This window comes from Paraburkholderia fungorum, from assembly GCF_046026025.1.
GTDB classification, from domain to species: domain Bacteria; phylum Pseudomonadota; class Gammaproteobacteria; order Burkholderiales; family Burkholderiaceae; genus Paraburkholderia; species Paraburkholderia fungorum_E.
The window spans coordinates 228,698-248,361 of record NZ_JAQQFL010000004.1 but is presented as its reverse complement, the minus strand read 5'-3'; the positions used below and the strand labels follow the sequence as shown (position 1 = coordinate 248,361).

19 protein-coding genes are annotated in these 19,664 nt (G+C 62.1%); 17 read left to right on the top strand and 2 right to left on the bottom strand.

The window, feature by feature from the left end; all coding sequences use genetic code 11:
* Window positions 1-161 precede the first annotated feature (161 nt).
* Window positions 162-455, bottom strand: a complete 294-nt coding sequence (locus PQR67_RS07320) for a hypothetical protein (protein WP_408456567.1) — start codon at window positions 453-455, stop codon at window positions 162-164.
* Between PQR67_RS07320 and serC the strand changes: the two genes are divergently transcribed.
* The 15 genes from serC to cysM all read left to right on the top strand — a co-directional run bounded on the left by serC (window position 345) and on the right by cysM (window position 16,239).
* The gene (gene serC / locus PQR67_RS07315; RefSeq protein WP_408456559.1) at window positions 345-1,391 is read left to right on the top strand and encodes a 3-phosphoserine/phosphohydroxythreonine transaminase; all 1,047 of its coding nucleotides are present in this window, start codon (window positions 345-347) and stop codon (window positions 1,389-1,391) included. The genes PQR67_RS07320 and serC overlap by 111 nt on opposite strands.
* Before the next feature lie 78 nt (window positions 1,392-1,469).
* Window positions 1,470-2,552: a prephenate dehydratase gene (gene pheA / locus PQR67_RS07310; RefSeq protein ID WP_408456385.1), complete on the top strand. Its 1,083-nt coding sequence runs from the start codon at window positions 1,470-1,472 to the stop codon at window positions 2,550-2,552.
* An 81-nt stretch (window positions 2,553-2,633) separates the two neighbouring features.
* On the top strand, window positions 2,634-3,746 hold the full coding sequence (hisC, locus tag PQR67_RS07305) for a histidinol-phosphate transaminase (RefSeq protein WP_408456382.1): 1,113 nt from the start codon (window positions 2,634-2,636) through the stop codon (window positions 3,744-3,746).
* Between the two features lie 51 nt (window positions 3,747-3,797).
* Window positions 3,798-4,742 carry a prephenate dehydrogenase gene (locus tag PQR67_RS07300; protein ID WP_408456379.1) on the top strand — a complete coding sequence of 315 codons (945 nt, stop codon included), beginning with the start codon at window positions 3,798-3,800 and terminating at the stop codon, window positions 4,740-4,742.
* 18 nt (window positions 4,743-4,760) lie between these two features.
* The gene (gene aroA / locus PQR67_RS07295) at window positions 4,761-6,065 is read left to right on the top strand and encodes a 3-phosphoshikimate 1-carboxyvinyltransferase (protein ID WP_408456376.1); all 1,305 of its coding nucleotides are present in this window, start codon (window positions 4,761-4,763) and stop codon (window positions 6,063-6,065) included.
* A 35-nt stretch (window positions 6,066-6,100) separates the two neighbouring features.
* Entirely contained in the window at window positions 6,101-6,787 is a 687-nt protein-coding gene (gene cmk / locus PQR67_RS07290) for a (d)CMP kinase (RefSeq protein WP_408456373.1), read from the top strand.
* Window positions 6,788-6,946: 159 nt separating this feature from the next.
* Window positions 6,947-8,680, top strand: a complete 1,734-nt coding sequence (gene rpsA / locus PQR67_RS07285; RefSeq protein WP_408456370.1) for a 30S ribosomal protein S1 — start codon at window positions 6,947-6,949, stop codon at window positions 8,678-8,680.
* 140 nt (window positions 8,681-8,820) lie between these two features.
* Window positions 8,821-9,147 (top strand): integration host factor subunit beta, encoded by a 327-nt coding sequence (locus PQR67_RS07280; RefSeq protein WP_028200079.1) that lies wholly within the window; start codon window positions 8,821-8,823, stop codon window positions 9,145-9,147.
* Between the two features lie 256 nt (window positions 9,148-9,403).
* Window positions 9,404-9,697 (top strand): LapA family protein, encoded by a 294-nt coding sequence (locus PQR67_RS07275; protein ID WP_074282569.1) that lies wholly within the window; start codon window positions 9,404-9,406, stop codon window positions 9,695-9,697.
* 69 nt (window positions 9,698-9,766) lie between these two features.
* A complete protein-coding gene (gene lapB / locus PQR67_RS07270) occupies window positions 9,767-10,942 on the top strand; it encodes a lipopolysaccharide assembly protein LapB (protein WP_408456367.1) in 1,176 nt (391 codons plus the stop codon).
* 126 nt (window positions 10,943-11,068) lie between these two features.
* Entirely contained in the window at window positions 11,069-12,484 is a 1,416-nt protein-coding gene (locus tag PQR67_RS07265) for a UDP-glucose dehydrogenase family protein (protein WP_408456364.1), read from the top strand.
* Window positions 12,438-13,442, top strand: a complete 1,005-nt coding sequence (gene rfaE1, locus PQR67_RS07260; RefSeq protein ID WP_408456361.1) for a D-glycero-beta-D-manno-heptose-7-phosphate kinase — start codon at window positions 12,438-12,440, stop codon at window positions 13,440-13,442. Before PQR67_RS07265 ends, rfaE1 begins: the two co-directional genes overlap by 47 nt.
* A 138-nt stretch (window positions 13,443-13,580) precedes the next feature.
* A complete protein-coding gene (rfaD, locus tag PQR67_RS07255; RefSeq protein WP_408456358.1) occupies window positions 13,581-14,573 on the top strand; it encodes an ADP-glyceromanno-heptose 6-epimerase in 993 nt (330 codons plus the stop codon).
* A 77-nt stretch (window positions 14,574-14,650) separates the two neighbouring features.
* Window positions 14,651-15,049: a ComEA family DNA-binding protein gene (locus tag PQR67_RS07250; RefSeq protein WP_408456356.1), complete on the top strand. Its 399-nt coding sequence runs from the start codon at window positions 14,651-14,653 to the stop codon at window positions 15,047-15,049.
* A 287-nt stretch (window positions 15,050-15,336) separates the two neighbouring features.
* Window positions 15,337-16,239, top strand: a complete 903-nt coding sequence (cysM, locus tag PQR67_RS07245) for a cysteine synthase CysM (RefSeq protein ID WP_408456353.1) — start codon at window positions 15,337-15,339, stop codon at window positions 16,237-16,239.
* A 159-nt stretch (window positions 16,240-16,398) separates the two neighbouring features.
* Here the strand turns inward: cysM and mltB are convergent, their stop codons facing one another.
* Complete coding sequence (gene mltB, locus PQR67_RS07240) at window positions 16,399-17,544, bottom strand: lytic murein transglycosylase B (RefSeq protein ID WP_408456350.1); 1,146 nt, start codon at window positions 17,542-17,544, stop codon at window positions 16,399-16,401.
* Window positions 17,545-17,825: 281 nt separating this feature from the next.
* Here mltB and PQR67_RS07235 point away from each other — a divergent pair, with 281 nt between their 5' ends.
* Together PQR67_RS07235 and PQR67_RS07230 are read left to right on the top strand one after the other, a co-directional pair.
* Window positions 17,826-18,749, top strand: coding sequence for a histone deacetylase family protein (locus PQR67_RS07235; protein WP_408456347.1), 924 nt, complete (start codon window positions 17,826-17,828; stop codon window positions 18,747-18,749).
* A gap of 76 nt (window positions 18,750-18,825) precedes the next feature.
* Window positions 18,826-19,626 carry an enoyl-CoA hydratase gene (locus PQR67_RS07230; RefSeq protein WP_408456344.1) on the top strand — a complete coding sequence of 267 codons (801 nt, stop codon included), beginning with the start codon at window positions 18,826-18,828 and terminating at the stop codon, window positions 19,624-19,626.
* Window positions 19,627-19,664: the final 38 nt, after the last annotated feature.

Below are 19,664 nucleotides of genomic sequence, written 5' to 3'. Positions count from 1 at the left end.
AGATCGAAAGGCAGCGCCGACATCGCGCCAGCCGCCGTTTGACATGCCGTGTGGCGTGCTGAGCGGCGCGCCGGGTTTGGCGGGTTGGCGGTGACAATGCGATAATGGCCGTTTGCGCACACGCGCAGACGGCCATTTTCTTTTTGGGCGCGAAAATGTTGTCAGCGGCGTGTTGCCAAACACGCGCCGTCAAACTCGCGTTGTCGAGTTCGCGGCGCTGATTTTGCGGTGGCGGTATTTGTGGCTGCCAACTTCGCCGATTTTTGCGCGATCTGTTCGTTTTTCGCGCCAGCTTCCAGGATCTCACGATGCGCGTCTTTAATTTCTCCGCCGGCCCAGCTGCCATGCCCGAAGAAGTGCTGCGTCAGGCAGCCGACGAGATGCTCGATTGGCACGGTAGTGGCATGAGCGTGATGGAAATGAGCCACCGCGGCAAAGAATTCATGTCGATCCATGAGGAAGCGCTCGTCGATCTGCGCGACCTGCTCAACGTGCCCGCCAGCCACCGCATCCTGTTCCTGCAAGGTGGCGGTCTGGGCGAAAACGCCATCGTGCCGATGAATCTGATGGGCACGAAAGCGCGCGCGGATTTTGTCGTGACCGGTTCGTGGTCGCAGAAGTCGTTCAAGGAAGCGCAAAAGTACGGCGCGGTGCATCTCGCGGCAAGCGGTCAGACGGCCGAAGGCTTTACGCGTGCGCCGGCGCGCTCGGAATGGCAACTGTCGGACGATCCCGCGTACGTGCATCTGTGCACCAACGAGACCATTCACGGTGTCGAGACGTTCGAGATTCCTGACCTCGGCGATATTCCGCTGGTGGCGGATGCCTCCTCGCACATCCTGTCGCGCCCGATGGACATCGCCAAATACAGCGTGCTGTTCGGTGGCGCGCAGAAGAATATCGGCATGGCGGGCGTGACGGTCGTGATCGTGCGCGAAGACATGCTGGACCGCGCGCAAGCGATCTGCCCGTCGGCGTTTGAATGGAAAACCGTCGCCGAGAACAACTCGATGTACAACACGCCGCCCACGTACGCGATTTACATCGCCGGGCTGGTGTTCAAGTGGTTGAAGAAGCAGGGCGGCCTTACCGCGATGGAAGCGCGTAACCTCGAAAAATCGAAGCTGCTGTACGACGCGATCGATTCGAGCAGCTTCTATCTGAACAAGGTCGAACGTGGCTCGCGCTCGCGGATGAACGTACCGTTTTTCCTCGCCGACGAGTCGCGCAACGAAGATTTCCTGGCCGGCGCGAAAGCGCGGGGAATGGTGCAGCTAAAGGGCCACAAGTCCGTCGGCGGCATGCGGGCGTCGATTTACAACGCTGTCCCGCTCGAAGGCGTCAAAGCGCTTGTCGAATACATGAAGGAATTCGAACAGCGCAGCGCCTGAATCTGTTTGATATTCAGACACGCGTATCCTTTCCAGCACGCATTTGTGCAGCAGCTACCGGCAGGGCCGTTTTCACGCATGGACGACGAACTCAATACCCGACTCAAGCCCCTTCGCGAACGCATCGACGCGCTCGACGCGCAGTTGATCGCGCTCCTCAATCAGCGCGCCGCGGTGGCGCTCGAAGTGGGCGAGGTGAAGAAGCATTTCAACGCGCCGGTGTTCCGCCCCGAGCGCGAGCAGCAGGTGATCTCGCGTTTGCAGGATATGAGCAACGGGCCGCTGGCCAGTGAGCATATCAGCGCGATCTGGCGCGAGATCATGGCCGCGAGCCGCGCGCTCGAAAAGACCATCAAGGCCGCATATCTCGGCCCGGTCGGCACGTATAGCGAACAGGCGATGCACGAATACTTCGGTCAGTCGATCGAAGGTTTGCCGTGCCCGTCGATCGACGAAGTATTTCGCTCGGTCGAAGCCGGCGCAGCCGAATTCGGCGTTGTGCCGGTCGAGAATTCGACTGAAGGCGCGGTGTCGCGCACGCTCGATTTGCTGCTGCAAACCCAGCTCACGATCGGCGGCGAACTGGCCTTGCCGATTCACCACAATCTCCTGACGCTGAATGGCGGCCTGACTGGCGTGACGCGGGTGTGTGCGCACGCGCAGGCGCTCGCCCAGTGCCAGCGCTGGCTCGCGACCAACGCGCCGCATCTCGAGCGCCAGGCGGTGTCGAGTAATGCCGAAGCCGCGCGCATGGCGGCGGAAGACCCAACCGTTGCGGCCATCGCCGGCGACCGCGCCGCGACGCATTACGGTCTGCAGGTCGCATACGCGCTGATCCAGGACGATCCGCACAACCGCACGCGTTTCGTGATGATCGGCAAGGAGCGCACCGGCATCAGCGGGCACGACCAGACGTCGCTGATCGTTTCGGTGGCGAACGAACCGGGCGCCGTGTTCAAGTTGTTGGAGCCTTTGGCGCGCCATAGCGTATCCATGACCCGTTTCGAGTCGCGCCCGGCGCGCGTCGGCACGTGGGAGTATTACTTCTATATCGACGTCGAAGGCCATCGTGACGAGCCGGCGGTCGCTGCCGCGCTGACCGAACTCGGCCAGAAAGCTGCGTTCCTGAAGATACTCGGCTCATATCCGCGCGCCCGCTAATGTTTGTCGAGGCGCGCTCATGCCGTTCGAGTGCGCCTGTCGCGTATTCATCTACTACTAATTAGTCGTTCGGAGATTTTCATGACAACGTCCTTCGGTCCTTCCTATGTGCGCGCAATTGCGCCTTACATCGCCGGCAAGCCGATTTCGGAAGTGGCCCGCGAGTTCGGACTCGACGAAGCGACCATCGTGAAACTTGCGTCGAACGAAAATCCGCTGGGCATGCCGGAGTCGGCGCAACGCGCCATGGCGCAAGCGGCCAGCGAACTCGGCCGCTATCCGGACGCGAATGCGTTCGAGCTGAAGAGTGCGCTGAGCGAGCGCTACGGCGTACCGGCCGACTGGGTCACGCTCGGCAACGGCAGCAACGACATTCTCGAAATCGCCGCGCACGCGTTCGTCGAGAACGGGCAGTCGATCGTCTACGCGCAATACTCGTTCGCGGTGTATGCGCTCGCCACGCAAGGCGTGGGTGCGCGTGCGATCGTCGTGCCGGCAGTGAAATACGGTCACGATCTCGACGCAATGCTCGCCGCGATCACCGACGACACCCGCCTGATTTTCGTCGCCAACCCGAACAACCCGACCGGCACGTTCATCGAAGGCGCGAAGCTCGAAGCGTTTCTCGGCAAGGTGCCGCGTCACGTGGTCGTCGTGCTCGACGAGGCGTACACCGAGTACCTGCCCGAAGAAAAGCGCTATGACTCGATCGCATGGGTGCGCCGGTATCCGAATCTGCTGGTGTCGCGCACGTTCTCGAAGGCGTTCGGCCTGGCGGGTTTGCGGGTCGGCTTCGCGATTGCTCAGCCTGAGCTGACCGATCTGCTGAACCGCCTGCGTCAGCCGTTCAATGTGAACACGCTGGCGCAAGCCGCGGCGATCGCGGCGCTGAACGACAAGGCGTTTCTGGAAAAGAGCGCGGCCTTGAATGCGCAAGGCTACCGCCGCCTGACCGAGGCGTTCGACAAACTCGGCCTCGAATATGTGCCGTCGGACGGCAATTTCGTGCTGGTGCGCGTCGGCAACGACGACGCAGCCGGTAACCGCGTCAACCTCGCGTTGCTGAAGCAGGGCGTGATCGTTCGTCCGGTCGGCAACTACGGTTTGCCGCAATGGTTGCGCATCACGATCGGCCTGCCGCAAGAAAACGAGGCGTTCCTCGCGGCGCTCGAAAAGACGCTTACCGCCGCGTAAGCGGTTGACCTTGACCCGCGCGCCGCACTTTACGGATGGCGCGCTTTTTCTGTGATCGACGTGGCCGCGTTTTCTTTTAACAAGCTGGTGATTTTCGGTGTCGGCCTGATCGGCGGATCGCTCGCGCGCGCACTGCGTGAACGGGATGAGCGGGATGAGGCGTCGGGCACGGTGATCGGCGTCGGGCGTTCGTCGGCATCCACGGCACGGGCGCTGGAATTGGGTGTGATCGACCAATCCGCGGCCTTGACCGATGACGTCGCGTTGCGCGCCGCACTCGCCGGCGCGGATATCGTGCTGCTCGCCGCGCCAGTTGCGCAGACACAATCGCTGCTTGAGCGCATTGCGCCGTTTCTCGATGCAGGCACGATCGTCACCGATGCCGGCAGCACCAAGTCCGACGTCGTGGCATCCGCACGCGCGGCGCTCGGCGCGCGCATCGGCCAGTTCGTGCCGGGGCATCCGATTGCGGGCCGCGAAGCGAGCGGCCCGGATGCGGCGTTGCCCGATCTGTACGTGAATCGCAATGTTGTGTTGTGCCCGCTACCGGAGAATGCGCCGGCAGCAGTCGAACGTGTTGCCGCGATGTGGCGCGCGACCGGTGCCTGCGTGCGGGATATGACGCCCGAGCAGCATGATCGCGTACTCGCATCGGTGAGCCATTTGCCGCACGTGTTGTCGTTCGCGCTGGTCGAGCAGATTCTCAACTCGCCCGATGCCGCGCTGAAATTTTCATTCGCCGCTGGCGGTTTCCGCGACTTCACGCGCATCGCTGCGTCGAGTCCGGAAATGTGGCGCGATGTGTGCGTGGCGAATCGCGCCGCGTTGCTCGACGAACTCGATGCGTACACGGCGGTGCTCGCACGCTTGCGCGCGGCAATTGAAGCGGCCGACGGCGCCGCGCTCGAAGCCGTGTTCGCGCGCTCGCGCGTCGCGCGCAGCGAATGGCAGGAACAGCGCACTGCCGGGACGGCACCCGGCGACGCTTCGAAATAACCGGAATTGGACTCAATCATGGAATTCCTCGATCTCGGACCATTTTCTCGTGCGTCCGGCACGGTTCGTTTGCCCGGCTCGAAAAGCATTTCGAATCGTGTGCTGCTACTCGCGGCGCTCGCTGAAGGCGAGACGACAATCACGAATCTGCTCGACTCCGACGACACCCGCGTCATGCTCGACGCGCTCGAAAAGCTCGGTGTGCGCCTGAAGCGCGACGGCGACACCTGCGTCGTGACCGGTACGCGCGGCGCGTTCACGGCCCGCACGGCTGATCTGTTTCTCGGCAACGCCGGCACGGCGGTGCGCCCGCTGACCGCCGCGCTCGCCGTGAATGGCGGCGATTATCGTATTCACGGCGTGCCCCGTATGCACGAGCGGCCGATCGGCGATCTGGTCGACGGTTTGCGGCAGATCGGCGCGAGGGTCGACTACGAAGAGAACGAAGGCTATCCGCCGCTGCGGATTCGTCCGGCGCAAATCACGGCTGACGCGCCGATCCGCGTACGTGGCGACGTGTCGAGCCAGTTCCTGACCTCGCTCTTGATGACGTTGCCGCTGTTGCGCACGGAAAGCGGCGTGAGCATCGTGCAGGTGGACGGCGAGCTGATCTCGAAGCCGTATATCGAGATCACGATGAAACTGATGGAGCGCTTCGGCATCAAGGTCGAGCGCCATGAATGGCATCGCTTCGTCGTGCCGGCGGGGCAGCGTTATCAATCGCCCGGCACCATCATGGTGGAAGGCGACGCGTCGTCGGCGTCGTATTTTCTCGCGGCCGGCGCGCTCGGCGGCGGCCCGTTGCGGGTGGAAGGCGTGGGCCGGTCCAGCATCCAGGGCGACGTCGGCTTTGCCGATGCGCTGATCAAGATGGGCGCGAACCTGCAGATGGGTGACGACTGGATCGAAGTGCGCGGTGTCGGCAACGACCACGGCAAGCTCGACCCGATCGACATGGACTTCAACCTGATTCCCGACGCCGCGATGACAATCGCCGTCGCCGCACTTTTCGCGGACGGCACGACCACGCTGCGCAATATCGCGAGCTGGCGCGTGAAGGAAACCGACCGGATCGCCGCCATGGCCACCGAGTTGCGTAAGGTCGGCGCGAAGGTGCAGGAAGGCGAGGATTTCCTCGTCGTCACGCCGCCCGAAAAACTGATTCCGAACGCCTCGATCGACACTTACGACGACCACCGCATGGCGATGTGCTTCTCGCTCGTGAGCCTGGGCGGCGTGCCGATCCGGATCAACGACCCAAAGTGTGTCGGCAAGACGTTCCCCGATTATTTCGAGCGCTTCACCGCGCTCGCTCAACCCTGATTCGCTCCTGAATCGACTGACGTGCGACTTTTTCGATGAAACCGATCCGTCCCTTTCACCAAACGCCCGTCATTACGATCGACGGCCCCAGCGCCTCGGGCAAAGGCACCGTGGCCGCGCTGGTTGCCGCGAATCTCGGCTTCCACTTGCTGGATAGCGGCGCGCTGTACCGGCTCGCCGCGCTCGCCAGCATGCGTTACAACATCATGCCGGATGACGCCGACGCGCTTGTAAAACTGATCGACGATCTGCATATCACGTTCCGCGAGGGGCTGGCGCAGCTCGATGGCGCCGACGTATCCGCCGACATTCGCGCCGAGGAAGTTGGCAGCCGCGCCTCGGCGATCGCCGTGCACGCACCCGTGAGAACCGCGCTGGTGGCCCGTCAGCGGGCTTTTCGCAAGGAACCGGGGTTGGTTGCCGACGGCCGCGATATGGGTACGGTGATCTTCCAGGACGCCGTCTTGAAGGTGTTCATGACCGCCAGCGTCGAGGCTCGCGCGGCGCGCCGGCATAAGCAATTGATCCAAAAAGGATTTTCTGCTAATATAGATGACTTGCTCCGGGATTTGCGTGAGCGCGACGAGCGTGACAGTCAACGCGCGGCCGCGCCGCTCAAGCCCGCAGCGGATGCAAAGCTGCTTGATACCTCGGCGCTGTCCATCGACCAGGCGGTCGAACAGGTGGTGCAGTGGTATGAAGCATGGGTCCCGCATGCCTGATGTCTGATTGGTGTCTGGGCAGTGGGCGCAGTAGAAGTAAGCGTTGTCAGTAGGTGCTCCGCGTATGTCGTGGAGCGTGTTTTAACCCCTTAACCCCGCGTGGCATTCGCACACAGCCGTCATTGCTGACCATCCGGTCAGCCGGGCACCGCGAGAACCATGCAAATTTTGATTTTTATGTCCGACCTGCAAACTTCCAACCCGAATACCGAATCTTTTGCGGCTCTGTTCGAAGAGTCGCTGACCAAGCAAGACATGCGCGCCGGCGAAGTGATCTCCGCCGAAGTCGTGCGTGTTGACCACAACTTCGTGGTCGTCAACGCTGGTCTCAAGTCCGAAGCCTACATCCCGCTCGAAGAGTTCCTGAACGACGCGGGCGAGGTAGAAGTGCAGGCGGGCGACTTCGTTTCCGTCGCGATCGACGCGCTGGAAAACGGCTATGGCGACACGATCCTGTCGCGCGACAAGGCGAAGCGCCTGGCTTCGTGGCTGTCGCTGGAAAAGGCTCTCGACAACAACGAACTCGTGACCGGCACGATCACGGGTAAGGTCAAGGGCGGCATGACCGTCATGGTCAACGGCATCCGCGCGTTCCTGCCGGGTTCGCTGGTTGACACGCGTCCGGTCAAGGACACGACCCCGTACGAAGGCAAGACGCTGGAATTCCGCGTCATCAAGCTCGACCGCAAGCGTAACAACGTCGTGCTGTCGCGCCGTGCCGTGATCGAAGCAACCCAGGGCGAAGAGCGCGCAAAGCTGCTCGAAACGCTGAAGGAAGGCGCGATCGTGGAAGGCGTGGTGAAGAACATCACCGATTACGGCGCGTTCGTGGACCTCGGCGGTATCGACGGCCTGCTGCACATCACCGACATCGCATGGCGTCGTGTGCGTCACCCGAGCGAAGTTCTGTCTGTTGGCCAGGAAGTTACCGCGAAGATCCTCAAGTTCGATCAAGAGAAGAACCGCGTTTCGCTGGGTATCAAGCAACTGGGCGACGATCCGTGGGAAGGCATTTCCCGCCGTTACCCGTCGGGCACGCGCCTGTTCGGTAAGGTCACCAACATCACCGACTACGGCGCATTCGTCGAAGTCGAATCGGGCATCGAAGGCCTGGTTCACGTGTCGGAAATGGACTGGACGAACAAGAACGTTGCACCGTCGAAGGTTGTTCAGCTGGGTGACGAAGTCGAAGTCATGGTTCTCGAAATCGACGAAGACCGCCGCCGTATCAGCCTCGGCATGAAGCAATGCAAGCCGAACCCGTGGGACGACTTCAGCCGCAACTTCAAGAAGGGCGACAAGCTGCAAGGCGCAATCAAGTCGATCACCGACTTCGGCGTCTTCATCGGTCTGCCGGGCGGCATCGACGGTCTGGTTCACCTGTCGGACCTGTCGTGGTCGGAAACGGGCGAAGAAGCGGTTCGCAAGTACAAGAAGGGCGACGAAGTGGAAGCGATCGTTCTCGGCATCGACGTCGAGAAGGAACGCATTTCGCTGGGTATCAAGCAGCTCGAAGGCGACCCGTTCAGCAACTTCGTTGCGATGAACGACAAGGGTTCGATCGTCGACGGCGTGGTCAAAACGGTAGATGCGAAGGGTGCTGTGGTTACGCTGTCGGCGGAAGTCGAAGGCTACCTGCGTGCTTCGGAACTGTCGCAAGACCGCGTGGAAGATGCTCGCAACGTGCTGAAGGACGGCGACAAGGTCAACGCGATGATCATCAACATCGATCGCAAGTCGCGTGGTATCAACCTGTCGATCAAGGCCAAGGATTCGGCTGAGCAACAGGAAGCGATCCGCGGCCTGGCTTCGTCGGACTCGAGCTCGGCTGCTACCGGCACGACGAACCTCGGCGCGCTGCTGAAGGCCAAGCTCGACGGTCAGAACCAGTAATTGAGGAACGCCTCCAAACCTGGCGCTTCGCGCGCCAGGGGCATCCGAGGGGACTTCGTTCGGGGCATCCCCCAAGGGGACTTCCTTCGGGGCGACAACATGGAGGCGGCCCGGCGTTTTCTTGAGAGGTCTGCTGCAGTATGACCAAATCGGAATTGGTCGCCCAACTGGCTACGCGATTTCCGCAGCTTGTACTTAAAGATGCGGATTTTGCGGTGAAGACGATGCTTGATGCGATGTCGGAGGCGCTTGCCAACGGTCATCGGATTGAAATTCGCGGCTTCGGCAGCTTTGGCCTTAATCGTCGTCCGTCCCGCGTCGGGCGTAATCCGAAGTCAGGCGAGAAGGTGCTGGTACCTGAGAAGTATGTACCGCACTTCAAGCCGGGCAAGGAATTGCGCGAGCGGGTAGACCGACGTTCGGGCGAGCCGTTGAAGGCCGATGAGCCGGATGACGACGACCTGTAAATGCTTCGCTGTGCGGTTCGCAGCATGGCATTGGTAGCGTCAGCGGCCAAAGCCAGACGGCAAAAGACCAGAAAAAGCGCCTTCGGGCGCTTTTTTTTCGTCCGCGGTTTCCCCTGCGTCACTCCTCTATCAGCCAGTTCCTGCCCAGCCGCGAGGGCTTCAATTACAATACGGGTCACTTCGGCGCGGGCAACACCGTGGCGCGACGCGTCATCAAGCCGGCGTCACCCCGCAACTGCCGTCAAGAGACATATTCATGAAATTTATCGTCTGGCTGATCCGTGTGCTGGTGTTCGTGCTCCTGCTGGTGCTCGCGCTCTCCAATACACAACCTGCTACGTTGAATTTCCTCGCTGGCTACGCGTGGTCGGCGCCTTTGATTCTGATCGGCCTCGCGTTCTTCGTGGTCGGGCTGCTGGCCGGATTGGTGTCGTCGATGCCGGCCATGGTGCGCCTGCGCATGGAGAATGGCCGGCTCAAGCGCGAGTTGCGTGTGGCGCGCGAAGCCCCGGTCGTGGTCGAACAACCGCCCATGCCGCCGCTGATCTAAGTTGTTTTCTGCCGCGCCTCTGAAGCGCGGCTTTCCGTTTCCGCCGTCCCGCATATTTGCATTAATCGCATGGATCTAGACTTCTGGTGGCTGCTTGTCATACCCGTCGCTTTTGCGTTCGGCTGGATGGCCGCACGCTACGACCTCAAGACGCTGCTGTCCGAAAGCGCCAACTTGCCGCGTTCGTACTTCCGCGGGTTGAATTTCCTGCTCAATGAGCAGCCTGACCAGGCGATCGACGCCTTTATCGAAGTCGTCAAGCTCGACCCGGAAACGATCGAGTTGCACTTTGCGCTCGGGAACTTGTTTCGCCGCCGCGGTGAGACGGACCGCGCGATTCGCGTGCATCAGAACCTGCTGAGCCGTACCGATCTGCCCGTCACCGAGCGCGATCACGCGCTGTACGAACTGGGGCAGGACTTTCTGAAGGCCGGGTTGCTCGATCGCGCCGAGGAGACTTTCCGTTCGCTCGAGACCGGCAATTACGCGCTGGGTGCGCAGCGCGCGCTGCTAACCATCTACCAGATCGAGAAAGACTGGGTTAAGTCGATTGATACCGCGCGTCATCTGGAAACCATGGGCGCCGAGTCGCTCGACAAGGAAATCGGCCAGTTCCATTGCGAGCTCGCCCAGGAAGCGCTGCAGCAGAAAAATGCGGACGAGGCACGCCGTCAGCTGGGTTTTGCGCTGAAGGCAAACCCGACCAACGTACGCGCCACGATCCTGTTCGGTGATGTCGATGCGTCGGCCGGTTCGCAAGAAGCAGCCATTGGGCAATGGCGGCGTGTCGAGGAACAGAATTCCGCCTATCTGCCACTCGTCGCGGAGAAGCTGATGAAGGCCTATGAGGCGCTCGGCCGTCCGCAGGATGGCGCCGATCTGCTCACCACGTGGGTCGACCGCTATCCGTCGAGCGATCTGCTCGACGTGGCCTATCAGCACATTGCCGCGGTACGTGGAGCCGACGCCGCGCATGCGCTGGCGCGCTCGCAGATGCAGAAATCACCGAATCTGGCGGGCATGACGCGTCTTCTGGAGGCTCAGGAGGCCGCCGCTGAAGAGCCACGGCGCAGCGAACTCGGATTGATGCGCACGCTGATTCGCCAGCGCACCAAAAATCTGCCACGGTATACGTGCCAGAATTGTGGTTTCAGGGCGCGGCTGTTCTACTGGCAGTGCCCGGGTTGCAGCGGTTGGGAAACCTATGCGCCGCGTCGCGTTGAACCGATCACGGCGTCGAACTGATCGCGAATGCAATCGTATAGCCGCGCCGCAACGACGGCGGACCGTCGGGCGGGTTAGGCCGGGCGAGATCATGACGGCCTTGTTCACTACGAGAAACCCTCACCGGAACCCTCTACCGGAAAGCGTATGAAAATCACTATTATTGGCACGGGCTATGTTGGCCTCGTCACCGGCGCGTGCCTCGCTGAAATCGGCCATGACGTCTTCTGTCTCGACGTCGATCCGCGCAAGATCGAGATCCTCAACAACGGCGGCGTGCCGATCCACGAACCGGGTTTGCTGGAGATCATCGCCCGCACGCGCCGTGCGCGCCGCATCACGTTTTCGACGGATATCGAAGCGAGCGTAGCGCACGGCGAGGTGCAGTTCATCGCTGTCGGCACGCCGCCTGACGAAGACGGTTCGGCCGACCTGCAATATGTGCTCGAGGCGGCGCGCAATATTGGCCGCACGATGAACGGCTTCAAGGTGATTGTCGACAAATCGACGGTGCCAGTCGGCACAGCGCAACGCGTACGCGCGGTGGTCGAAGAGGAATTGGCCCGGCGCGGGCTCGCCAATAGCGAGCAGCACCGCTTCTCGGTGGTGTCGAACCCCGAATTTCTGAAGGAAGGCGCGGCCGTCGACGATTTCATGCGCCCCGATCGCATTGTGCTCGGCAGCGACGAAGACGAAGCCGGCTTGCGCGCGCGCGAACTGATGAAGCGTTTGTACGCGCCGTTCAACCGCAATCACGACCGCACGCTATACATGGACGTGCGCTCGGCTGAATTCACGAAGTACGCAGCCAATGCGATGCTCGCCACGCGCATCTCGTTCATGAACGAGATGTCGAATCTGGCGGACCGGGTCGGCGCGGATATCGAAGCAGTGCGTCGCGGCATCGGCTCGGACCCGCGCATCGGCTACCACTTTCTGTATGCCGGCGCTGGCTACGGTGGCTCGTGTTTCCCGAAGGACGTGCAGGCGCTGATCCGCACCGCGGCGGAAACCGGCCACAATCTGCGCATCCTCGAAGCGGTCGAGGAAGTGAACTATAAGCAGAAGGACGTGCTGGTGCGCAAGATTACGAGCAAGCTCGGTGAAGACCTGAGCGGCCGTACGTTCGCGGTGTGGGGCCTCGCGTTCAAGCCGAATACCGACGACATGCGCGAGGCGCCGAGCCGCCGTGTGATCGCTGAATTGCTGGCGCGTGGCGCTCAGGTTCGCGCGTACGATCCGGTGGCGGTGGCCGAAGCGCGCCGCGTGTTTGCGCTCGATTTGCACGATGCACCGGATCAACTCGCGCGTCTCACGTTCACCGGCACCCAGGAGGAAACGCTCACCGGCGCCGACGCGCTGGTGGTCGTCACCGAATGGAAGGAATTCAAGAGCCCGGATTTCGTGCATCTGAAATCAGTGCTGAAGCTGCCACTGATTTTCGACGGCCGCAATCTGTACGAGCCGGACGCAATGACCGAGCTCGGCATCGACTATCACTCGATTGGACGACCTTATGCCCAGCCCTCTGAACTTCCGGCCGGTGTCCCCAGCAATGCATGAGGCTGCTCAGTCCGTACCCGCGGCACTGACCGTAGTGCCGCGCGAACGCCTCGGCGCGGCGCGTGTCCTGGTGGTCGGTGACGTGATGCTCGATCGCTACTGGTTCGGCGACGTGAACCGTATTTCGCCGGAAGCGCCGGTGCCGGTCGTGCATGTGCAGCGCCAGGAAGATCGGCTCGGCGGCGCGGCGAACGTGGCGCGCAATGCGGTTGCGCTCGGTGCGCAGGCGGGGCTGCTATGCGTGGTCGGCCAGGACGAACCCGGCGAGCGCATCGTGCAACTACTCGGGGAAAGCGGGGTGGAGCCGCACCTGGAACGCGATCCGGATTTGCTTACCACCATCAAGCTGCGGGTGCTGTCGCGTCAGCAGCAGTTGCTGCGCGTCGACTTCGAAAATTCGCCGGCGCACGAAGTGCTGCTCGCGAGTCTCGCGCGTTTTGACGACCTGTTGCCGTCGCACGACGTGATCCTGATGTCCGATTACGCGAAGGGCGGTCTCACGCACGTCACGCAGATGATCGCGAAGGCGCATGCGGCGGGCAAGCCGGTGCTGGTCGACCCGAAGGGCGACGACTGGGAGCGCTATCGCGGCGCCACGCTGATCACGCCGAATCGCGCCGAGTTGCGCGAGGTGGTCGGGCAGTGGAAGTCCGAAGAAGATCTGATCGCACGCGTGACCAGACTGCGCGCCGATCTCGAGTTCAAGGCGTTGCTGCTGACGCGTTCGGAAGAGGGCATGACGCTCTTCTCCGACGACGGCATCCTGTACGCTTCGGCCGTTGCGCGCGAAGTGTATGATGTGTCGGGCGCGGGCGACACCGTGATCGCCACGCTCGCCGCCATGCTCGGCGCGGGTCTGACACTGGTCGAGGCGGTCGGACTTGCGAATCGCGCGGCCGGTATCGTGGTCGGCAAACTCGGCACTGCCACGGTCAACTACGACGAACTCTTTCATTGACGCGGCCGGCGGGTTTCTGGCGTTGCGCGCTTCGGTTTCAGCGCCGCAAGGAAGAACCCGCAGGGCGTCAACTGAACGTGTCGATTGGAGTCGGCGCCGACTCCGGTCCTATGCAAAGCTCATTACCGCAGGATCATCATGACCCTCATCGTCACCGGCGCGGCCGGCCTGATCGGCAGCAATCTCGTGAAGGCGCTCAATGAGCGCGGCGAACAACGCATCATCGCGGTTGATAACCTCACGCGCGCGGACAAGTTCAAGAATCTGGTCGACTGCGAGATCGACGATTATCTCGACAAGACCGAATTTGTCGAGCGCTTCAAGCGGGGCGACTTCGGCAAGGTGCGCGCGATTTTCCATGAAGGCGCCTGCTCGGACACGATGGAAACCGACGGCCGCTACATGATGGACAACAACTTCCGCTATAGCCGTGAAGTGCTCGACGTCTGTCTCGCGCAGAACATCCAGTTTCTGTATGCCTCGTCGGCGGCAACGTATGGCGGCTCGAGCCGCTTTGTCGAGGAGCGTGAAGTCGAGCAGCCGCTGAACGTGTACGGTTATTCGAAGTTTCTGTTTGACCAGGTGATTCGCCGCGTGTTGCCCACCGCGAAGAGTCAGATTGCCGGCTTCCGTTATTTCAACGTGTATGGGCCGCGTGAGACGCATAAGGCGCGCATGGCGTCGGTGGCGTTTCACAACTTCAACCAGTTCCGCGCGGAAGGCAAGGTCAAGCTGTTCGGCGAATACAACGGTTATGCCGCGGGCGAACAGACGCGCGATTTCGTCTCCGTCGAAGACGTGGTCAAGGTGAACCTGTTTTTCTTCGACAATCCGGACAAGTCGGGCATCTTCAACCTGGGCAGCGGGCGTGCCCAGCCGTTCAACGACATTGCGAGCACAGTGGTCAACACGCTGCGTGCATTGAACAACGAGCCGCCGTTGTCGCTTGCCGAGCAGGTGCAGCGCGGGCTGATCGAATACATTCCGTTCCCCGATGCGTTGCGTGGCAAATACCAGTGCTTCACGCAAGCCGACCTGACGAAACTGCGTGCTACCGGCTACGATGCGCCGTTCCTGAGCGTGCAGGAAGGTGTCGACCGATACGTACGTTGGCTATTCGGCCAGGTGTAAATCTTTCGGATACCTCTTTAAACTGGAATCTCCCGGTTGGTGATGGTCGCCAACCGGTTGTACGAGGGAGATTCCATATGTTTCGAAAAATTCTGGTTACCGCGGCCATGCTCGCCGCTTTCGGCCACGCGTATGCGGCGGTCGACGTCAACACGGCTAACGAGGATGCGCTGCGCGGCGTCAAGGGCATCGGTCCTGCCAAAGCGAAAGCCATTCTCGAAGAGCGTTCAGCGCATGGTCCGTTCAAGGACCCGGCCGATCTCGGCAAGCGCGTCAAAGGCATGGGCGGGCATACCGTCGAGCGCCTGCAGGCGGAGGGTCTCGCTGTCGGTCCGGCTGGCGCGGGTGCTAACCCGCAGGCTGCGGCGTCTGCACAGAGCAAAGGCGCGGCCGCTGCGGGCAATGGTGCCAACCCGGCTAATTCGACTGGCGCGGCCGCAACTTCAAAGAACGCCGCTGTGGCGGTGAAGAAATAACCTGACGCGGGCCGGGCGCGCGAGGCGGGTCACCTCAGCGCGCCCGGTCCCGCGTCTCGTCAGTTACCGTCGTTCCCCTTCATGGTCGGAGTGGGTCAAAACACTCCTTCAGCTGTCATGCAGATGACTGGCTCCCGCGGTTCTCAGCCGCGGGCTTTTTGTGTTTGACACGCCTGGCGCTCAGCGCTTGCATCCATACGCGCAGAAGGGCCGCGCGGCAGCCGCGCGTACGGTGGTTTAGAATCAATAGATTGAAGACCCCGCGCATGGACAGCACCAGAACCCAAATGGCTTACAAAACGATTGAAGACACTATCGGTAATACGCCGCTCGTGCAACTCGTCCGGCTTGCTGACGACGAGATTCGCAGCCGCAATAACGTGGTCCTTGCAAAGCTCGAAGGCAACAATCCCGCGGGTTCGGTGAAGGACCGCCCGGCGCTGTCGATGATCAAGAAGGCGGAAGCACGCGGGCGCATCAAGCCGGGCGACACGCTGATCGAATCGACCAGCGGCAACACGGGCATCGCGTTGGCCATGGCGGCGGCGATCCGCGGCTACAAGATGGTGCTGATCATGCCGGAAGACCTGTCGGTGGAGCGTCGTCAGAGCATGGCCGCCTATGGTGCGCAGATCGTGCTCACGCCCGTGACGGGCGGCATGGAATACGCGCGCGATCTGGCTGAACAGATGCAGCGCGAAGGCAAGGGCATCATCCTCGATCAGTTCGCAAATCCGGATAATCCGGCCGCGCACATCGAAGGCACGGGTCCGGAAATCTGGCGCGACACCGAAGGACGCATCACGCACTTCGTCTCGTCGATGGGTACGACCGGCACGATCATGGGCGTGTCCACCTATCTGAAGGAACAGAATCCGGCGATCGAGATTATCGGCGCGCAGCCGGAAGAGGGTTCGCGCATTCCGGGCATCCGCAAATGGCCGGAAGCCTATTTGCCGAAGATTTTCGATCGCAGCCGCGTGGACCGTGTCGAGAACGTGAGCCAGGCCGCTGCTGAAGCGATGGCGCGGCGCATGGCATCGGTTGAAGGGGTCTTCGCCGGCATCTCGTCGGGTGGGGCTTGTGAGGTGGCGTTGCGCATCGCGCGCCAGGTCGAGAACGCGACGATCGTGTTTATCGTCTGCGATCGGGGAGACCGGTATCTGTCGACGGGTGTGTTCCCGGCCTGATTGCGCTTCGGCGCATCGGTACTTCGCGCGGTGTGGCGCTCAAACCGAGTTAGCCAAAAGAAAAAGCGCCGGTTTAACCGGCGCTTTTTTGTGTCGCTTGCTAGCGGTTGTTACGAGGGGCGTGTCTGACAACCCGGTGTTCGACAATCGCCGTTCAGCTCATTGCGAAGCTGCGCCCGGCGCCGCGGCGTTGCTGCTGGCGTTCGCGGCGTCGCTTGCTTCCATCTGCGCCTTGACCCGCTGGCCCAGTTGATAAACCGCGAGTGCGTAGAAGAAACTGCGGTTATAGCGCGTCAGCACGTAGAAGTTCTTCAAGCCCAGCATGTACTCGGTGCCACGCCCCGGCGACGGCAGATCGACCACCGTCACCGGCGTGCCGGCTTCCGCCGCGATATCGACGCCCGGTTCGTTCAGCAGCAGTCCGGCACGCAGCAATTGGTCCAGCGGCCAATGCGGCTCCGGCTTGCCGTCGGCGGCCGCTTGCGCCACGCCGAGGCTGCCGGCATCCGTGCCGATCTTCCACACAACCGGCCGGCCGTTTTCCCAGCCGTTCTGGCGCAGATAATTCGCCACACTGCCGATCGCATCCGCCTGACTCGTGCGCAGATCGATCTGTTTGTTGCCGTCGTAGCTCACCGCGTATTCCACGATGCTGCTCGGCAGGAATTGCGGAATCCCGATCGCGCCGGTGTAGGAGCCGAGCACGGTGGTCGGATCGATTTGCGAATCGCGTGTCCACACCAGGTAGTCTTCGAGATTCTTGCGGAAGGTCGCCTGGCGATCCGCGCGATTCGCGGTGTTTGGATAGTCGAAGGTGAGCGTGGTCAACGCGTCGAGCACGCGGAAGTTGCCCATGAAGCGGCCGTAGATCGTCTCCACGCCGATGATGCCGACGATCACTTCCGGCGGCACGCCGAACTCTTCGTAAGCGCGCTGCAGCGTGGCCTGGTTGGCGCGCCAGAAGCGCACGCCGGCGTTGATGCGCACCGGGTCGAGAAAGCGCGACTGATACACGCGCCAGTTCTTGATCGACGGCGAGGGCGACGGCGTGACAAGTTTGACCGCCGTGGCCGAATAGCTCACGCGCGCGAAAAGAGCGTGCAAGGCGGCCTCGTCGAAGTCATAGCGCGCCGTCATGTCGCTGATGAACGCGTCCACATTTGGATTGTTCGCGTAGCGCTGCGGAATGATTTCTTCTTCGAAGGTTTGCCCTTGCGGCACCGCTGGTTGCGGTTGGCCTTGCGCCAGCAGTTGCGGCTTCTTCGTGGCGCTTTGCGCCATCGCCGGACTGGTTGCCATGAACATGCACGATGCGACGGACAGTGCGGCGGCCGCGGTCTTCGTGCGTAGCCGGTTTCGTGCAGACAGAGCAAGCTTGACGGTCATAGTGAGCTGGAGGCGCAGTGCGAAAGAGACAGGGGAAAACGGATCGGGGCAGTATACCCGACGCCCTCCGCAAAACTGTGCCCAGCGCGTCACAGTCGCATCGTGTGGTAACTTCGTAAATGTTGGTGCGCCAGGTGCGCGCGCCCTGGACGGAGACACGCCGCGCGCGCTTTGAAAGCGCCGCGCCGCAAACGAGAATCATGGCAACAGGCTTTTATTCCCACGCCGATTGTTTGCTGCACGATATGGGGCAATGGCATCCAGAATGCCCGGCGCGCCTGCAGGCAATCGAAGATCAATTGATCGCGAGCCGCATCGACTCGCTGATCGAGCGCGAATCGCCGCCGCTCGCCGAAGAAGCCGCGCTGTTGCGTGTGCATACGCAAGCCCACGTCGACTACATCCGCAGCCGTTCGCCCACCGAGGGTCTCGCGGAAATCGATCCCGACACGTCGATGAACCCGCACACCTTGCAGGCCGCGTTGCGCGCGGCCGGTGCCGCGGTGGCCGCGACCGACGCCGTGATCGAAGGCCGCTACGACAACGCGTTCTGCAGCGTGCGCCCGCCTGGCCACCATGCGGAGCCGGCACGCGCGATGGGTTTCTGCTTTTTCAATAACGTGGCGATCGCCGCGCGTCATGCGCTCGACGTGCACGGTATGCAGCGCGTGGCGATCGTCGACTTCGACGTCCATCACGGCAATGGCACCGAAGCAGCCTTTTCGGGCGATTCGCGTGTGCTGATGTGCAGCATCTTCCAGCATCCTTTCTATCCGTTCACCGGCGCCGACAATCAGGCGCCCAACATGTGCAACGTGCCGATGCCGGCACGCTCGAAAGGCATGGCGGTGCGCGAGGCGGTCGACATGATGTGGCTGCCGCGCCTGCATGAATTCAAACCGGAGATGATCTTTATCTCGGCCGGCTTCGACGCGCATCGCGAGGACGATCTCGGCAACATGGGTCTCGTCGAAGACGACTACGCGTGGATCACCGACCAGGTGCGCGAGATCGCAAAGCGCTACGCGGGTGGACGGATCGTCAGCTGTCTTGAAGGCGGGTACAACCTGTCCGCGCTCGGGCGCAGCGTGGTCGCGCACGTACGCGCGCTAGCCGGAATCTGATATCTGATCCGCCGCCGCCGCGCCGCAGGCGTTGCCCGAATGTCGCGAACCGTATGAATTCAACGAGGAGCGAGCCATGAATGCCGATGCGCGCAGTGCTTCGCTGGTCGACATCGAACACGACGCGTACGGCGTGCCGGGCGTCGTCCGCTTGACGATGAACCGGCCGGATGCCTTCAACGCGCTGTCCGAAGCCCTGCTTGACGCGTTGTACTCGACGCTGACGGCGCTGGCGCAGTCCAATGCGCGGGTGGTCGTGATCGCCGGCGCCGGCCGCGCCTTTTGTGCCGGGCACGATCTGAAGGAAATGCGCGCGGCGCCGTCGCTGGATTATTACCAGGCCTTGTTCGCGCGTTGCACGAAACTGATGTTGACCATCCAGCGGATGCCGCAACCGGTGATTGCTCGCGTCCATGGCATCGCTACGGCGGCCGGGTGTCAACTGGTCGCCATGTGCGATCTGGCCGTCGCCGCCGATACCGGGCGCTTTGCTGTCTCGGGTGTCAATCTGGGTCTGTTTTGCGCGACGCCTTCAGTGCCGCTGTCACGCAATCTGTCCCGTAAGGCGGCGCTCGAAATGCTGCTCACCGGCGATTTCATCGACGCCTTGCAGGCGAGGCAGCAGGGCCTTGTGAATCGCGTGGTGCCGGCCGATGCGCTCGACGCCGAGGTCGCGCGGCTCGCGAAGAGCATCTGCGCGAAACCTGTCGAAGCGGTGAGCGCCGGCAAAGGTCTGTTCTATCGCCAGCTCGAAATGGGCATTGAAGCGGCGTATCAGCTAGCCGGCCAGACCATGGCCTGCAACATGATGGACGACACCGCGCTCGAAGGCGTGCAGGCCTTTATCGAGAAGCGCCCGCCGGACTGGAAGCGCTAGCCGGGCCGTTCCTGGCCGCGTGCCGCGTTTAGCACGCG

Excerpts from the sequence above, each read along its gene's own strand:
- PQR67_RS07230 (WP_408456344.1), top strand. The coding sequence starts at position 18,826 with ATGAATGCCGATGCGCGCAGTGCTTCGCTGGTCGACATCGAACACGAC.
- rfaE1 (WP_408456361.1), top strand. The coding sequence starts at position 12,438 with ATGCCCAGCCCTCTGAACTTCCGGCCGGTGTCCCCAGCAATGCATGAG.
- cysM (WP_408456353.1), top strand. The coding sequence starts at position 15,337 with ATGGCTTACAAAACGATTGAAGACACTATCGGTAATACGCCGCTCGTG.
- PQR67_RS07280 (WP_028200079.1), top strand. The coding sequence starts at position 8,821 with ATGACCAAATCGGAATTGGTCGCCCAACTGGCTACGCGATTTCCGCAG.
- PQR67_RS07320 (WP_408456567.1), bottom strand. The coding sequence starts at position 455 with ATGGATCGACATGAATTCTTTGCCGCGGTGGCTCATTTCCATCACGCT.
- PQR67_RS07235 (WP_408456347.1), top strand. The coding sequence starts at position 17,826 with ATGGCAACAGGCTTTTATTCCCACGCCGATTGTTTGCTGCACGATATG.
- PQR67_RS07265 (WP_408456364.1), top strand. The coding sequence starts at position 11,069 with ATGAAAATCACTATTATTGGCACGGGCTATGTTGGCCTCGTCACCGGC.
- aroA (WP_408456376.1), top strand. The coding sequence starts at position 4,761 with ATGGAATTCCTCGATCTCGGACCATTTTCTCGTGCGTCCGGCACGGTT.
- rfaD (WP_408456358.1), top strand. The coding sequence starts at position 13,581 with ATGACCCTCATCGTCACCGGCGCGGCCGGCCTGATCGGCAGCAATCTC.
- hisC (WP_408456382.1), top strand. The coding sequence starts at position 2,634 with ATGACAACGTCCTTCGGTCCTTCCTATGTGCGCGCAATTGCGCCTTAC.
- lapB (WP_408456367.1), top strand. The coding sequence starts at position 9,767 with ATGGATCTAGACTTCTGGTGGCTGCTTGTCATACCCGTCGCTTTTGCG.
- serC (WP_408456559.1), top strand. The coding sequence starts at position 345 with ATGCCCGAAGAAGTGCTGCGTCAGGCAGCCGACGAGATGCTCGATTGG.
- rpsA (WP_408456370.1), top strand. The coding sequence starts at position 6,947 with ATGCAAATTTTGATTTTTATGTCCGACCTGCAAACTTCCAACCCGAAT.
- mltB (WP_408456350.1), bottom strand. The coding sequence starts at position 17,544 with ATGTTCATGGCAACCAGTCCGGCGATGGCGCAAAGCGCCACGAAGAAG.
- pheA (WP_408456385.1), top strand. The coding sequence starts at position 1,470 with ATGGACGACGAACTCAATACCCGACTCAAGCCCCTTCGCGAACGCATC.
- cmk (WP_408456373.1), top strand. The coding sequence starts at position 6,101 with ATGAAACCGATCCGTCCCTTTCACCAAACGCCCGTCATTACGATCGAC.
- PQR67_RS07250 (WP_408456356.1), top strand. The coding sequence starts at position 14,651 with ATGTTTCGAAAAATTCTGGTTACCGCGGCCATGCTCGCCGCTTTCGGC.
- PQR67_RS07275 (WP_074282569.1), top strand. The coding sequence starts at position 9,404 with ATGAAATTTATCGTCTGGCTGATCCGTGTGCTGGTGTTCGTGCTCCTG.